Source organism: Nonomuraea sediminis (genome assembly GCF_018531495.1).
GTDB classification, from domain to species: domain Bacteria; phylum Actinomycetota; class Actinomycetes; order Streptosporangiales; family Streptosporangiaceae; genus Nonomuraea; species Nonomuraea sediminis.
In genome coordinates this window covers 118,665-133,437 of sequence record NZ_JAHDTI010000010.1, presented here as the reverse complement: position 1 = coordinate 133,437, position 14,773 = coordinate 118,665, and the positions used below count along the sequence as shown (strand labels likewise).

Sequence of the window (14,773 nt, the reverse complement as noted above, 5' to 3'; positions counted from 1 at the left end):
CAAGCAGGTCACGATCACCGCGGCGGACGCGGCCGTGGTCCGGGCGATCTGGGACGGGCCGCGCACCTGAAGCGGCAAGCGTCTCTGGTACGGCCTGCCGGTGGCGCATCCTTCGACTACCTCGCCGCGACCGCACCGGACGAGTCCGGCACCGTTCGCGGTGTTCCGTTCCTCGTGCCCGCCGCCTGGGCCGCGACTTTCGTGAAGAAGAACCCGGAGTACGACATGTCCGAGCTCACCTATGCGAAGTTCGAAGAGCTTTTCCAGCAGACCCGCACCGAGTACGACGATGTCATCGGCACCCGCGACGCCGACCTGTCGGCGTTCCGCGACACGGGCGGCAAGCTCCTCACCTGGCACGGCACCCGCGACCAGCTGATTCCCACGGCAGGCACGGTCGACTATCGGCGGCGTGTCGAATGCGCGACCGGAGGTGACGTCGATGACTTCATCCGGCTGTTCCTGGCGCCGGGCACCGAGCATTGCGGCCTGAGCGGGGGCCGACCGACGATCTCACCGCGCTGATCTCCTGGGTCGAGGACGGGCGAGCACCGGCCACTCTCTCCGCCACCCTGACGACCGCGTCCGGCGAGCGAGTCCAACGCAACCTGTGCCGCTACCCTATGCGGGCCAGACCAAGGGCTTCCGTTGCGTCCGGGCGGGTCGGTGACCCACCGGGCCTGACCCCACGAGCACGGGGCCCCGGCGCAACCCCGTGCCCCCCAGGGAACAGGCCAGGGATGTCCCCTGGGGCTCTGGGGCCTCCGGCCGAGGGAAGCTGCTCACCAGACAGGTCACGGAGCAGAACGGGGATCAGCGGTAGTGATCATCGGTAGAGGTCGTGAGCGGGCGGAGATCTCCGGCATGGTGGAGTCCACCGCCGGCCGGGTGCTCGTGGTGCGGGGCGCGGCGGGAGTGGGCAAGAGCGCTCTGCTGGAGGAAGCGACGGAGCTGGCCGTCCGGGACGGCCACCTCGTGAGCCGGATCACCGGGGTCGAGGCCGAGTCCGAGCTGCCCTATTCCGGGTTGCACCAGTTGCTCTACCAGTTGCTGCCGCTGAGCGACGACAGCCGCACAGTGCTCGACGCGGTCACCGGGCAGCGAGCCGACGATCCTCCCTCGTTGATGACGCTCGGCATCGCGGTGCTCGAACTGCTGTCGGACATCGCCACGCGACGTCCCTTGCTGGTGATCCTCGATGACGGTCAGTGGCTCGACGATTCCAGCGCCGACGTCTTCGGCTTCGTCGGGCGCCGGATCGGAGGCATTTCGGTGAAGCTGCTGGTCGCGGTCCGGGACGACGTCGTCTCCCGGTTCGACATGGCGGTGCTGCCCGAGATATCGGTCGGGCCGCTCACCGACGAGGACGCGGTGCGCCTGCTCGACCAGCACCACCCGGCCCTGGACGAGCGGGCGCGCCGATGGGTGCTGGACCAGGCTCTCGGCAACCCTCTCGCGCTGTTGGAACTACCGTCCCAGGCCGGCGACGCCGGGCTGCCGCGGAGGCTGCACCACCTGTACGGCTCCCGCATCGCCGCGCTCAGTGACGCGGCCCGTGTGGAACTGTTGGTGGGCGCACTCGACGGCGTCGGGACTCGGCCGGGCGACGGCGGGCCGAAGCCACGCCACCGGATGCGGAACGTCGACGAGGCGGTGGCGTACGGCCTGCTGGACGTTGAACCAGTCACCGGGTACGTCACCTTCCGGCATCCGCTGGTCCGATCGAGTGTCGTGCAGATGGCAACCCCCGAGCAATGCCGAGCCGCGCACCGCGCGCTCGCGGACGTCCACCGAGACGACCTTGAACGGCGTGCGACGCATCTGGCCGCGGCCTATGTCGCACCCGACGAGGAGGCCGCCCGGGCGCTGGAGGCCGCGGCCAATTCGGCGATCCGCCGTGGTGGCGCCATCGCCGCCGTGGGCTGGCTGACCCGTGCAGCTGAGCTGAGCGAAGACGCGGTGGAACGGGCCCGGCGGCTCAGCTACGCGACGTTCCTCTCCGGATACTCGGCTCGCCTCGGTGGCGAGCCTCCCGCTGTCCATCTCATTTCCGGGCCGGACGCAGCCGTCAATGCCATCCACCAGGCGTTCTTCGAGGACGGTGACGTGCGCTCCGCCTACCGACAGCTGATGGCGGCGATCGAGGGCCGGGACGGTGAGCCCACTGAAACCCTCGCCCGCATGCAAGCCCTCCTGCTCGCGGTCACCCAGTACGCTGCCGACCCCGCCCTCTGGAACGAGGCTCATGAGACGCTCGCATCCCTTGGCGACCTTGTCACCGAGCAGACACAGATCTATAGCAACACCTGGAGCGACGTGGTCCTGCACGGGCGTGGCTGGGACGGGCCTCTGGAGCGGGCCGCGGCGAACCTGCGCGACCGCGAGCCCTGGGATGTGACCCGCCTGGCCATCGCGGCATACCACCTCGATATCGTCAGCCAGTACCGACCTCATCTGGAACGCGTAGTAGACCGCGAACTGGAGACCGGCACCGTGTTCAGCGGCATGCTCATGCTGACGGTGATCATGCTGGATCAGATGGGATCAGGCGACTGGGACGCCGCTGTGCGGACTGGAGAACGGGCCCTCGCTCTGGAGATCGAGCACGGTCGCCATCTGCTCGCTCACCAGACACGTGCCTATCTGGCGCAGCTCGCGGCGCTGCGCGGTCAGGTCGCTCGGGCCCTCGAACTGCGGGCTGAGGTCGAAGCCTGGGCCCGTCCGCGCGGGATCGGTCTTCTTACCGACCTCGCCGACTCCGTTGCCGTGACGGTCTCGCTGAGCGCGGGCGACTATGAGGCCGCATACTGCCATGCCGTCGACATCACGTCACCGGGGACGTTCCGGACCTACTGCGCCCCGGCGTCACGGACCCTCCTCGACCTCATCGAGGCGGCCCTGAACACCGGCCGCACCGAACAAGCCCGCCGCCACGCCCTCGCCGCCCGCGACGCAGGCTTCGCCGACATCTCCCCGCGCCTCGCCCTGACCTGCTACGGAGCGCTCGCGATGACCGCGGAATCCGAGCGGGAGGCCGCCGAAATGTTCGCGCGCGCCACAACCCATCCCGCGGCCGCGCGATTCCCGTTCGAAACGGCCCGGATCCAGCTGGCCCATGGGATCCGCCTGCGCCGCGCCCGCGAACGCACCGCCGCCCGGCCGCTCCTCGCCCGCGCCGCCGAGACCTTGGAACGGCTCGGCGCCACCGCATGGGCCGAGCGAGCCTGCACCGAACTGCGGATCGTCGGAGCAACTCCGCAGGTCTCCGCCTCCTACATGCCGCTGACCTGGCAGGAAAGGCGAATCGCCGACCTCGCCGCCAGCGGCCTCACCAATAAGGAGATCGGTGTACGGCTACGCCTGTCGCCACGTACCGTCAGCTCCCATCTGTACCGGGTCTTCCCCAAACTGGGCGTCACCACCCGCGCCGCCCTTCGGGACGCCATGAACCGCCCTGACCGCGTCGCGGCGTCGAATGACTGACGCACCGAACCGCGCCCTCAGCTAGGGCGGCATGGCATTCACAGCCGAACAGACGTTCAGCTCTATACGAACTCCAGCAGTCCTCCGTTGAACGTCTCCTCATACGCACCGACCAGACCGTGCGGGGCTCCCGGGACGACCTTCAACCTCGCCTGCGGCAACAGCTCGGCCATCCTGAGCGCCGACGCCGCGATCGGCACGATCTGGTCGTCCTCACCGTGCACGACCAGCACCGGGATGTCGATCTTCGGCAGCTCGACGGTGAAGTCCGTCTCGGAGAACTGCTTGACACAGTCCAGCGCCGCCCCAGCCCAGCAGCCATGCCCTGCGGCCAGAACTCCCGTCGATTGCCCTCCGACACGGTTGAACCCGTAGAACGCCTCGCTCAGGGTTGTCCGCCGTCTCGAGCATCAGCGGTGGCACGGCGCCGAGGAGGACCGCCTTGGTCACTCGGCCGGTACCGTGACGGCTCAGATAGCGCACCACCACGCCACCGCCGGTCGAGTGGCCGACCAGGACGGCGTGAATTCTGAAGCGGTACAGGTCGCCCTTTCGTCCGCCGGCACATCATCCTGGGCCGCGAGGAGCAGAGCGAGCGCTGCTGTGACACAAAAGTTCAATTCCGTGTCACATGTATCACTCCGCTGTTCCTCCTGCGGGGGATGCATCCTCGGATCCCGCGAAAAGTACGACGAGCTCCAGCCCGCCGCCCGGGTTGGGGTTCGCTCGCACGTCGGCCCCGTGGGCCTTCGCGATGGCTGCGACGATCGACAATCCGAGCCCGGCGCCCTGTCCGGGGGTCGTGTCGAGCCGTCGGAAGGGCTTGAAGAGGTCGCCGAAACGTTCCTGGGGCACGTGCGGGCCGGTGTTACACACTGTCAGCGCTCCACGGGAGAGCGTTACCTCAACGGTTCCGCCGGGATGGTTGTAGCGGACCGCGTTGTCGAGGAGGTTGGTGACGAGCCGGTTCAGCAGGACAGGGTCCCCGTCGACGACGAACGGCTCTGCCCGCCCCCTCACACTGACGCCGTCCGCATCTCTTTCCGCCAGGACGCGCCGTACCACCTGATCCACGGCCACCGGACTCCTGTTGTCCAGGCCGTGTTCCGCCTGGGCCAGGACCAGCAAGGCGTCGATGAGGTTCTCCGCGCGGCGGTTGTGGCGCAGGAGCGTGCCGCGGATCTCGCCGACGTCCTCGGGAAGCCCGATCTCGATCGCCGCCCGCTGGACGGCCAGCGGAGTCCGCAACTCGTGGGAGGCGTTCGCGATGAACCGCCGCTGCCCTTCGACGGAGCGTTCGAGCCGGTCGAGCATCGCGTCGAAGGTGTCGGCCAGTTCCTTCAGCTCGTCCTTCGGCCCGACGAGCGCGATCCGTTCGTGCAGGGTCGACAGAGACAGCCGCTGCGCGGTGGCGGTGATCCGGTGGACGGGCCGCAGGATCCGCCCGGTGACCAGCCATCCGACGGCCAACGAGACCAGCGTCAAGATCCCCACCGTGAAGGTGGTCATCTCCCACTGGTAGCCGATCACGCCGTTCACCAGATCGGGCAGCCGTGGCATCTGCTGCTGCGGCGCCACCGCACCCCCGGGTAACCGGGCGACCCGCGTCTTCAGCGCCTGGCGCAGCAGGAGGTTGACCGTGACCAGCAACACGACCGAGGTGAGCAGGAACAGTCCAGAGTAGATCAGCGTGAGCCGTACCCGGATCGTCGTCACAGCAGGTATCCCGCGCCGGGAACGGTCTGAATGCACGGTGGGTCCCCCAGCTTGGCTCTTAGGCGGCTGACCAGGACCCGCACCACCGTGGTGAACGGATCGGCGTTCTCGTCCCACGCCTCTTCAAGCAGCCGTTCGGAGCTCACGACCGCGCCGTCCGCCCTCATCAGCACCTCCAGGACGGCGAACTCCTTGAGTGACAGATGCAGGTGCCGCCCGTCCCGCGAGGCCTGCAGCCGGTGCCTGTCGAGCACGATCCCGTGCCGCATCAGCACCGGTGGTACCTGCGACTGGCTGCGCCGCCCCAGCGCCTGCACCCGCGCGACCAGCTCGGCGTAGTCGAACGGTTTGGGCAGGTAGTCGTCGGCCCCCATCCCCAGACCCGCCACTCGCTCCGGCACCGACGCCGCCGCCGTCAACATCAGGATCCGCGTACGGCTCCCGCGCGCCACCAGCTCACCGCACACGAGGTCGCCGTGGATCTCGGGCAGGTCCCGGTCCAGGACGAGAACGTCGTAGTCGTGCACCGCCAGCCGCTCCACCGCGGCTGCCCCGTCGTACACCACGTCGACGGCCATGGCATGGCGGCGCAATCCCACCGCCACGAGATCGGCCAGGTCGCGTTCGTCTTCGGCCACCAGAATCCGCATCAGACGTTCATACTCGAACCGGGGTTTCAATGGCGTTAACGGATCCGTTCACGACCGTGTAACCCGCTTCAGGCCACGCTGGCGGCCATGATCAGATCCCTCTGTGCGGCCGTCCTGGTGGCAGCCTGCTCCATGTCCGCACCCGCGTCAGCATCGGCCACGACGTCCCAGCCGACGTCCCCATCGGCCACCCCAGGCGGGGGCTGCACCACAAGCACGGCACCACCGCCGCAATCGGCACCGCCGACATCGGTAAACACGCTCCGGCAGGCGTACCTCTGCGTGCTGGACAACTATTACCGCGGCCCGGTCATGGATTCGAAGGAGCTGCTGAAGAGCGCCTTCGCCGCCTATACCCAGAACCTGATGCGGCGCGGCGCAGACCGGGCCGACCTTCGGCTGCCCGCCCTGACCGGGAACCACGACACCGACTGGGCCGCCTTCGCGAAAGTCCTCGGCGTCGGCGACTCCGCCGCCCTGCGCGCCGCGATCACCGGCATGGTCGCCGGACTGCACGACAACCACGCCCGCTGGGTCAGGCCGACCCCGTCGCAAGAGGGCGGGCCAACCGGAACGGGCATCGTGGGCGCGTCGGCTCAGCAGGGAGGATCGCAGCTCGACCCTGCGGCCCGGCCGCCGATGTTCATCACCCGCGTCCTGCCCGGCAGCCCCGCCGCCAAAGCCGATATCAGAGCCGGTGACATCATCGTCAAGGCCAATGGCGTGCCGGCGTTCATCGGAGACACCGTGAATCAGAGCATCCTCGACGCCTTCGCCTCCGGCACGGTACGGCTCACGCTCAAGCGGCCCACAACGGGACGGACCCGCATCGTCGAGCTCAGAGAGGGCCCTATCACGCGGCAGCCTCCGGCGGTGACGTCAAAGAAGCTCGCCGGCGGCGTCACCTACGTCCAACTGCCCGGATTCTACGAAGGCGCCGCCGACCAGGTCATCGCCAAGCTGCGGGACAAACCGAAGGTCGTGGTCATCGATCTGCGCGGCAACGGCGGCGGATCACCTCGCGAGGTGACGCGGCTGCTCGGCGCATTCGCGCACGGCAAGGTCACCAGCTACTTCTGCCCGCTCAAGGGCGAGTGCGCGCCCAACCGGACCGACGACAGCGTCCCGCTGCTCGGCTCGCGCCTGATCGTCCTCACCGACCGCGGGTGCGCCTCGGCCTGCGAGGACTTCAGCGCGGCCGTCAAGGACAACGGCATGGGCACCCTCATCGGGACCCGCACCGCTGGGGCTGTCTCCGGCCCCAGCGAGGCATACCTCCTCGACGACGGCAGCGCCGTGCTCCTGCCCAGGGTCCGGCACCTCGGGCCCGCCCGCGAAATCATCGACACGATCGGCGTCCCGGTCGATCACTACGCCCCCATGACCGCCCTCGACCTGGCCACCGGGCGCGACCCCGGCGTGGCCAAGGCGCTGGCGCTTCTTTGACGCGCTTGCCGCAGCGGCCGAGCCGGCCGCCTCTCTCACCGTCGCCCGCACCCAGCGCCCCGCCATGGCCGAGCCGGACCCGCTTGTCCGCAGCGCTGTTGGCGGAGGACATCGTGCTCCCGCTTGAGGCGGACCTGCGCCGGCTCAAGACCCGTAAGCAGAACTGGACCTATCGAAGGAGTGGATCGTGAGCAATGCCGCCGAGGCACCCGTACTGAGTGCCCGCGGGCTGCGGAAGGAGCACGGCAAAGGGGAAGGATTGGTGCGCGCCGTCGACGGCGTCGGTCTCGACGTCGGCGCGGGAGAGACGGTGGCGATCATGGGACCGAGCGGCTGCGGAAAGTCGACGCTGCTGCATCTGCTCGGCGGGCTGGACCGGCCCTCGGGCGGCGAGGTGTCGCTGAACGGCCGGCGCATCGACAACATCAGCGAGAAGGCCCTGGCCCGGATGCGGCGGACCGAGGTCAGCTACGTCTTCCAGTCCTTCCACCTGATGGAGGAGCTCACCGCCGTGGAGAACGTTGAGCTGGCGGCGCTGCTCGCCGGACGCTCGCCGCGGGTCGCACGGCGGCGCGCGGAGGAGCTGCTGGATCAGCTCGGGCTCGCCGGCCGGGCGCGGTTCCTGCCCTCCGCGCTCTCCGGCGGCCAGCGGCAGCGGGTCGCGGTCGCCCGGGCGCTGAGCAACGAGCCGCTGGTCGTCCTCGCTGACGAACCGACCGGAAACCTGGACAGCGCCGCCACCTTGGACGTCCTCCAGCTCTTCAAGGACCTGCACGAGTCCGGGCAGACGCTGGTCATCGTCACCCACGACGCGCGGATCGCGGCCACTGCGGACCGGAAGTTCTCGATGCGCGACGGCGCGCTCGTGGACGAGACCTGGCTGACCGGCGGCACCACCGGGCAGCTCGGCGCGCTCGCCGGGCTGGAGGATTGACCGCGATGGGCCGCATCCTTCTCGTGATCCGTCTCGCCCTGCGAGACCTCCGGCGTCGCCGCACCGAGGCCGCGCTTCTGCTGATCGCCATCCTGGCCGCCACCACGACGCTGACGCTCGGGCTCGTCCTGCGCGACGCGGCCGGCGACCCGTACCAGAGCACCCGGGCGGCGACCAAGGGACCCGACGTGGTCGCCAACGTCGGCCAGACCGCCGACCTCGCGGAGCTCGGGAAACTGGCCACCGCCTCCGGCGTCACCGCGCACAGCGGACCCTACCCCGTCATCGCGAGAAAGCTTGAGGCGTCCGGCCGGACGTCGGATGTCCAGGCCATGGGGCGCGACGCCACCATCACGGCGGTCGATCAGCCCCAGGTGACGCAAGGCAGCTGGGTCAGCGACGGCGGCGTGGTGCTCGAGGCCGCCTTCGCCGACTCGCTCGATGTAGGCGTCGGCGACTCGGTCACCCTGGACAGCAGGTCGTTCAAGGTCGTCGGCGTCGCGGTCACCGCCGCCATGCCGCCCTATCCCGGAGCGTCCTGCATCGTCTCCGCCGGCTGCATCAACGGCGCCATCCCCGACGACCGGGACCTGCCGGCGGGGTTGCTGCACAATCCCGGGCTGGTCTGGCTCACCCAGGCGGACGTGCTGAGCCTCGCCTCGGACCCAAGCTCCCTGTCCTACGTGATGAACCTGAAGCTGACCGACCCGGACAAAGCGCAGGCATTCGTCGACCGGAACGGCGGCGATCACGGCGGCGCCATGCCCATGCAGACCTGGGAGAGCATCCTCGCCGACGCCACCGACCTGGCCAAAGACTCCCAGATCCTGCTGCTCATCGGCGCCTGGCTGCTCGGCCTGCTCGCCGTGGCCAGTCTCTCGGTGCTGGTCGGCGGCCGCATGGCCGACCAGCACCGACGCGTTGGACTCCTCAAGGCAGTCGGCGGCACCCCGAGCCTGGTCGCTGCCGTGCTGCTCGCGGAGTATCTCCTCGTGGCCGCCGTCGCGGCCGCGGCCGGGCTGACGATCGGAGCGCTGACCGCTCCGTTGCTCACCGAGTCCAGTGCCGGCCTCGTTGGCAGCGCGGGGACGGCGTCGCTGACCTTGTCCACAATCAGTCTGGTGACCGCTGTGGCACTCGGTGTCGCCGTGGTGGCGACCGCTGTCCCGGCCGTGCGCGGCGCCCGCTCCAGCACCGTCAGCGCGCTGGCCGACGCGGCACGCCCACCTCGTCGCACCGGTTGGCTGATCATTCTCTCGGCGCGATTGCCCGTCCCACTGCTGCTCGCTCTGCGGGTCGCCGCCCGTCGGCCGCGACGATTCGTCTTGGGCGTGATCAGCATCGCGGTCACGGTCAGCGGGATCTACGTCCTACTGGTGCTCAACGCCTTCCTCGGCGACCAGCCAGGCACGGGCGCGTACACCGAAACCCAGGTGGCGGTGCTGCGGCACGTGCTCCTCGTCTGGACGGTCATCCTGCTCACCCTGGCGGCGGTCAACGCCATCGTCATCACCTGGGCGACGGTGCTCGACAACCGGCATGCGTCGGCTCTGGCGCGCACTCTGGGCGCCACCCCGCGGGAAACGACCGTCGCCCTGGCAACCGCGCAGGTGCTGCCTGCGCTCCTCGGTGCCGTCCTGGGTGTCTTCCCTGGAGGCTGGGCGCTGTTCGCCGCTATCAACACGATCACCGGTGGCGACAGCGACAGGGCCACGCTTCCCACACCCTGGCAGCTGATCGCGCTGGTGCTGGCAACCGTGCTCGTGGTAGCGGCGCTCACCTCTGTTCCCGCCCACCTTGGCGGCCGCCGTCCCGTGACGGCGACTCTCTAAGCCGATCACCACGGCAAGATTGATGATGCCGCGTAGATCCGTTCCTCGAGCCGCTCTATCGAGGAAGAAGTACTTCTCCAGCTGAACGCGTGTAGGCGGTCTCTGAAACGAGGCGAACCCTACTGCCTGCTCATCGGACAAGAACTCGACCGGCACCGTGAACCTCCCACAGGTCTATGACAAGACCCTCGAAGGCTTCCGGTAGCGATCATCGGGGGTCAAACCGATGCTCACCAGGACAAACGCTTAGCGCACGATCCGGTTCCAATGTTCCTCAGACCCCGTCCCCTGCACATGTGGGTGTCTCACCAGGTCGCGCGCGCAGGGCACTTCGGAGAAATTGACAACGAGTTTCGGGACGATCGTTCCTGCGGAAACGCCGGCGTCCGAAGTCCCCTGCACGGCCGTCCCGCAAACGCGTTTCCGGGACGGCCGTGCAGGGGAGGACGGAGCGGGCGAGGTCTCGGCCGCTGTAGTGGCCGCCGCCTCCACCTGCTGCTTGGCCTTCAAAGCGGCCTGCTTGGCTCGCAGCTTGGACAGACCGGTGTCCACCTTGGCGCGATCCCACCGGGCCAGATCCCATCGGGTGGTCCCGAAGATGTTCTTGGCCACCTGGTACTTCCAGCCCTTGCGGTGGCGCAGGGCCCGCATGTGTTCTTCGTAGAGATAGGAAATGTACAGAGCGGCACAAGCATTAATTCTGTCGGCAGTCTTCATGGCTGCCGTCGCCGTTGGCAACCATGCTTCAGCTTCAGTCGCATCGGTTAGCTCGGGGAGGACTTCGACATCTTCGGCCTCAGGGGCGCTGGGTTTACATTTGGGGCTGTGGACGATTGTGGTATTCCCACGGCTACTACTGGGACAGTCACGGATACAAGTACACGTCACTCCAGGATTTCAAAAACCACAACCAATGCAACACATGAACGGCTGAAGGCTGCCGGGGAGCCAGCGGCCGGGCACTGGCCCGCGAACCCGAAGGAGAAGGCCCATGCGTCGTCTCGTCCTCGCCGCCGTTCTCGCGACTCTCATGTCGGCCGGTCTTGCCGGTGCGGTGATGGTGGCAACCGCCGCGCCCGCCAGTAGCAACTCCCGCTGCTGCTGAGTCTGCAACCTGATGGAGCCGGCAGCGCCTTGACCATGTCCGGCGTCGCGCTGGCAGGTGCGCACCGCCTCCGGCGCTGATCCGCCACGTTCGAGCCGGTGTACTTTTGAGGGACGTTACGACGCCGGTCCCTCGCGTCCTCCTCTCCATCCCGCTCACCGGACCCGCACCATGTGGCAGTACTGACATGTCCCGGCTTTGTCAGGGCTGCTCCCACCCTCCCCGGCACCACCCGGATCAGGCGCCACGCGAACTTCTCCATCACCGCCGACCTGGATGCCCACCTCATCCTGGGGCTGATCAGTTGGACTTCCTGGTCGTGTGTCTACATGCACAACAGAGCGCCGATCCGAAGATCTGGTCGGTGTAGCGGTCATGCTGGGTTTGATGTGTCGAGCAGGGTGATGCCCAGGAAGTCGCCGCCGGTTCCGCACCGACCACCTGGACAATCTTTGGGTACCCGCCCTGGCGACCTTGGCTCAGGCGGACGGCGTGACCGGGGAGCGCAGGCCGAGCCACTGCTCAGCGTCCCAGGCATGGAACCGCTCCACCTCAGTGAACCCCAGCTTTGCCGCGAGACGCATCGAGCTGACGTTGGCGCTCTGGGTGGTGAGCACCACCGGCTCGCCGGGAAGGACGCCGTCCAACCAGTCGAGTGCCGCCGCGCACGCCTCGGTGGCGTATCCGAATCCCCAGGCTTGCGGCAGGAACAGGTAACCGAGATCGGTTTTGCCTGTGGCAGTCGGGCGGCGGTGCATTGCTCTCCTGAGCAGGACCTGGCCGATCATTGCCCCGTCGAGATCAACCACGAAACTCCCAGGCCACCGCTCGGGCACCTCGGGCAGTTCGCGCTCAAGATCGTCACGCGCCCGGGGGCCGCCGAGGTAGGTATGCACCTCAGGCGATGCCAGCAGCTCAATGAACGCCGCACGGTCGCGAGCCTCTGACTCACGGAGCACGAGCCGTTCGGTCTTGATCGGCTCAGGCGGCCAAGCCACGGGTCCCAGATCCGACATGCGCGCAGATTAACAGCCCGAGAGGCGCTTGACTAAGCCACCAACGGCCGGATGTGGGACATACCGTCGGCATCGGCCGACGGTAGCTTGACGACTCCCACGGTCTGCCAGTCCACTGTCGCCGGAGTCGGTACATCGTCGCGGAACAGCAGGTTGTCCAGCCGGTTGTCGCCGTGGATGAGGGTGCGTGGGCCTCGGTAGGCGTCGATGATCACGCCCAGCTTCGGGATCATCGAGATCACCACCGCGGCACAATCAGCTCACCGCTCACCTCCGCGAGGCCGGACTGGGCGCCATCGCCGACCCCGGCTTCGTCGGCCTGGACGACGAGCCTGGACAATCCGCGGTCATCACCGGCCGCGGAGCCGTCCGCAACAAGCCCCTCACCACGGCTCAAAACAGGTCAACCATCTGATCAGTGTCGAACGCGCCCCCGTCGAACACGGCTTCGCCGACCTGAAAGGCTGGTGCATCCTCACCAGGTTCCGCATGGATACCGCGGTGGCCACCAAGCTGCTCCGCGCCCTACTCGTGCTCACCAATCACACGATCATCGGTAATGGTGGTAATCCGCAGATACGGGCTGGCCCGGGAGCCGCCCGAGCGGTGCCGGCGCGGCGGCCCGCGCGTCCACCCGAACACTTGTCAGGGTTCTCGACCCCAAACATCCCGACATACTGCTGCCCGGCACGTTCGGGCACCTGTGAGCCGAGCCCAATCGAGCCCTGCCGGAAGCTCGGCGCCCTAGGAGGTGCTGTCGAGGGACGATCGGCAGGATTCAATACGCGAGTGGCGCAGGAGTTTGACCAGTGATCGTTACCGTCGTTGGCTTGGGCATGATCGGCTCCCGCTTGTTCGCCACCTCTTGTTGATGTACTTGGCGTAGACCCTGAGCATCACGTCCACGCCATGTCCTGCGCGCTCGGCGGCCTCAGGCGCGTGCACGCCGGCGTTGAGCCAGAGTGAGACGGCCGCGTGCCGCAGGTCGTACGGCCGGGCGGCCAGGGGAGAGGCGACCTGGTCAGGTATGAAGGCGTAGGTCCGGGCTTCCTTCCACACCTTGGCGTAGGCGGACCCCGAGATCACACCGCCCGTGCGGGTCCGGAAGAGCCGCCCGTCCTCTCCGACGCCATGCATGGCGATGTGGTCGCGAATGAAAGCCACCAGCTCCGGCAGGATCGGAACCAACCGGGTCTCTGTCTCCTCCCGATGCTTGAGACCACGTACATCGTGCGCCTCGCCCGAGTCGGTATAGCGCGTGTTGCCCTGCGGCCGGGTCTTCTCCAGCGTGAGCAACCCCAGCCCTTCTCCGGGAGGTAGCAGTCCCTCTCTCGGAGACCGGCAGCCTCAGCAGGACGCAGCCCACCGAAGTACATGCACGCGAACATGGCCGCAAGCATCCGGCCGCGCGTCCTGCCCACATAGGTCACCGCGGTGAGCAGCTCCCGAGCTTGGGCCGGGTTGACCACAGAGCGCCGATCTCCTAGTCGGTCGGAGATCGGAGAGTCCCGACTGACACCAACTTCATTGCTTTAGTACACCCAGATCATGAGCGCTGCCTGCGCCGGTACTCCATCACCGGCACACCGCCGACGCCCCAGTCCTCCAGTTCGACCTCGTCGATCACGACGAACGTCGTGGCGGGATCCTTGTCGAGCACGTCCACCAGCAGCTGGGTGACCCCCTTGATGATCTCCGCCTTCTGCTCGGGCGTCGCGCGCTCACGGGTGATCTTCACGTTGACGTACGGCATGGCTCAGTCCTTCATTGTCGAATGAACGGGTCGAATGAACGGGTCGAATGATGGGGCGATCGGTCTTCAGGCGCGGCCGGTCACGTAGCCGCCGTCGACGCGCAGGATGTGTCCCGTGGTGAACGCCGCCTCGGCGAGATAGAGCACCGCGGCGGTGGTCTCCTCGACCTCGCCGACCCGGTTCAGCAGAGCGATACCGCCATAGGAGTCCACGTCGGAAGCGCTGTGCAGCGGGGTCCTGATGACGCCGGGCGCCACAAGGTTGACCCGGATGCCGTGGCCGGCCAGCTCGGCGGCCAGGCTCGTGGTCAGCGCGTGCACCCCGCCCTTGCTCACCAGGGGAGCGGAGGCGGCGAATCCCGACATGGCGTGGTCGACGAGGACGGTGCCGATGTTGACGATGGATCCGCCGCCCTGGGCGACCATCCGACGTACGACGGCCTGCGTGGTGAGGTACGTGCCCTTGAGGTTGCTGGTCAAGAAGCCGTCCAGCTCTTCCTCGGTGACGTCCACGAACGGTTTCGGCGCGAAGACGCCCGCGTTGTTGACCAGGACGTCCACCCCGCCGAACCGCTCGACGGCCGCGGTGACCAGCGCCTCGCCGGTGGCCCTGGCCCCGATGTCCCCGGCCACCGCGGCCAGCCGTTCCGAGGGGCCGAGCAGAGCGGCCGCCTTGGCGAGCCTGTCGGGGTCGCGGCCGTTGAGCACGACGTTGGCGCCTCGCTCCAGGAACGCGCGGGCGATGTCGAGGCCCATGCCGCTGGACGATCCGGTGACGATGACGGTGGTGTTTCTGCTGGACACGATGGTTCTCCCGAGTGGTGGTGCTGACCTGACA

Annotated in this window: 14 protein-coding genes and 1 pseudogene; 5 read left to right on the top strand and 10 right to left on the bottom strand. The window is 68.1% G+C overall.

Annotation, left to right across the window (positions count from 1 at the left end; translation table 11 throughout):
- The first annotated feature begins 225 nt into the window (after positions 1-225).
- Together KIK09_RS60715 and KIK09_RS35230 are read left to right on the top strand one after the other, a co-directional pair.
- Positions 226-836: pseudogene (locus KIK09_RS60715) on the top strand (tannase/feruloyl esterase family alpha/beta hydrolase).
- Positions 823-3,483, top strand: a complete 2,661-nt coding sequence (locus KIK09_RS35230) for an ATP-binding protein (RefSeq protein ID WP_214323769.1) — start codon at positions 823-825, stop codon at positions 3,481-3,483. Before KIK09_RS60715 ends, KIK09_RS35230 begins: the two are co-directional and overlap by 14 nt.
- 62 nt (positions 3,484-3,545) lie before the next feature.
- Here KIK09_RS35230 and KIK09_RS58225 read toward each other — a convergent pair whose 3' ends face one another.
- From KIK09_RS58225 to KIK09_RS35210, 4 genes are all read right to left on the bottom strand, one after another.
- Positions 3,546-3,782, bottom strand: a complete 237-nt coding sequence (locus KIK09_RS58225; RefSeq protein WP_275956386.1) for an alpha/beta fold hydrolase — start codon at positions 3,780-3,782, stop codon at positions 3,546-3,548.
- A gap of 337 nt (positions 3,783-4,119) precedes the next feature.
- A complete protein-coding gene (locus KIK09_RS35220; protein ID WP_214323768.1) occupies positions 4,120-5,199 on the bottom strand; it encodes a HAMP domain-containing sensor histidine kinase in 1,080 nt (359 codons plus the stop codon).
- A complete protein-coding gene (locus tag KIK09_RS35215; protein WP_214323767.1) occupies positions 5,196-5,849 on the bottom strand; it encodes a response regulator transcription factor in 654 nt (217 codons plus the stop codon). The genes KIK09_RS35220 and KIK09_RS35215 overlap by 4 nt, the downstream gene beginning before the upstream one ends.
- A gap of 68 nt (positions 5,850-5,917) precedes the next feature.
- Positions 5,918-6,067 carry a hypothetical protein gene (locus tag KIK09_RS35210; RefSeq protein WP_214323766.1) on the bottom strand — a complete coding sequence of 50 codons (150 nt, stop codon included), beginning with the start codon at positions 6,065-6,067 and terminating at the stop codon, positions 5,918-5,920.
- Between the two features lie 64 nt (positions 6,068-6,131).
- Here KIK09_RS35210 and KIK09_RS35205 point away from each other — a divergent pair, with 64 nt between their 5' ends.
- The 3 genes from KIK09_RS35205 to KIK09_RS35195 all read left to right on the top strand — a co-directional run bounded on the left by KIK09_RS35205 (position 6,132) and on the right by KIK09_RS35195 (position 10,061).
- Positions 6,132-7,295: a S41 family peptidase gene (locus tag KIK09_RS35205; RefSeq protein WP_214323765.1), complete on the top strand. Its 1,164-nt coding sequence runs from the start codon at positions 6,132-6,134 to the stop codon at positions 7,293-7,295.
- A gap of 187 nt (positions 7,296-7,482) precedes the next feature.
- Entirely contained in the window at positions 7,483-8,229 is a 747-nt protein-coding gene (locus KIK09_RS35200; protein ID WP_214323764.1) for an ABC transporter ATP-binding protein, read from the top strand.
- Positions 8,230-8,234: 5 nt separating this feature from the next.
- Positions 8,235-10,061 (top strand): FtsX-like permease family protein, encoded by a 1,827-nt coding sequence (locus tag KIK09_RS35195; protein WP_214323763.1) that lies wholly within the window; start codon positions 8,235-8,237, stop codon positions 10,059-10,061.
- 246 nt (positions 10,062-10,307) lie between these two features.
- On the opposite strand, the gene KIK09_RS35190 is transcribed toward KIK09_RS35195, so the two are convergent.
- The 6 genes from KIK09_RS35190 to KIK09_RS35165 all read right to left on the bottom strand — a co-directional run bounded on the left by KIK09_RS35190 (position 10,308) and on the right by KIK09_RS35165 (position 14,739).
- Positions 10,308-10,778 (bottom strand): hypothetical protein, encoded by a 471-nt coding sequence (locus KIK09_RS35190; protein ID WP_214323762.1) that lies wholly within the window; start codon positions 10,776-10,778, stop codon positions 10,308-10,310.
- Positions 10,779-11,645: 867 nt separating this feature from the next.
- The gene (locus KIK09_RS35185; RefSeq protein ID WP_214323761.1) at positions 11,646-12,182 is read right to left on the bottom strand and encodes a GNAT family N-acetyltransferase; all 537 of its coding nucleotides are present in this window, start codon (positions 12,180-12,182) and stop codon (positions 11,646-11,648) included.
- Positions 12,183-12,214: 32 nt separating this feature from the next.
- Positions 12,215-12,415, bottom strand: a complete 201-nt coding sequence (locus KIK09_RS35180; RefSeq protein ID WP_214323760.1) for a hypothetical protein — start codon at positions 12,413-12,415, stop codon at positions 12,215-12,217.
- Between the two features lie 583 nt (positions 12,416-12,998).
- On the bottom strand, positions 12,999-13,478 hold the full coding sequence (locus KIK09_RS35175; RefSeq protein WP_275956373.1) for a site-specific integrase: 480 nt from the start codon (positions 13,476-13,478) through the stop codon (positions 12,999-13,001).
- Positions 13,479-13,728: 250 nt separating this feature from the next.
- A complete protein-coding gene (locus KIK09_RS35170; protein ID WP_214323759.1) occupies positions 13,729-13,935 on the bottom strand; it encodes a tautomerase family protein in 207 nt (68 codons plus the stop codon).
- Between the two features lie 66 nt (positions 13,936-14,001).
- Entirely contained in the window at positions 14,002-14,739 is a 738-nt protein-coding gene (locus KIK09_RS35165; protein ID WP_214323758.1) for an SDR family NAD(P)-dependent oxidoreductase, read from the bottom strand.
- Positions 14,740-14,773 lie beyond the last annotated feature (34 nt).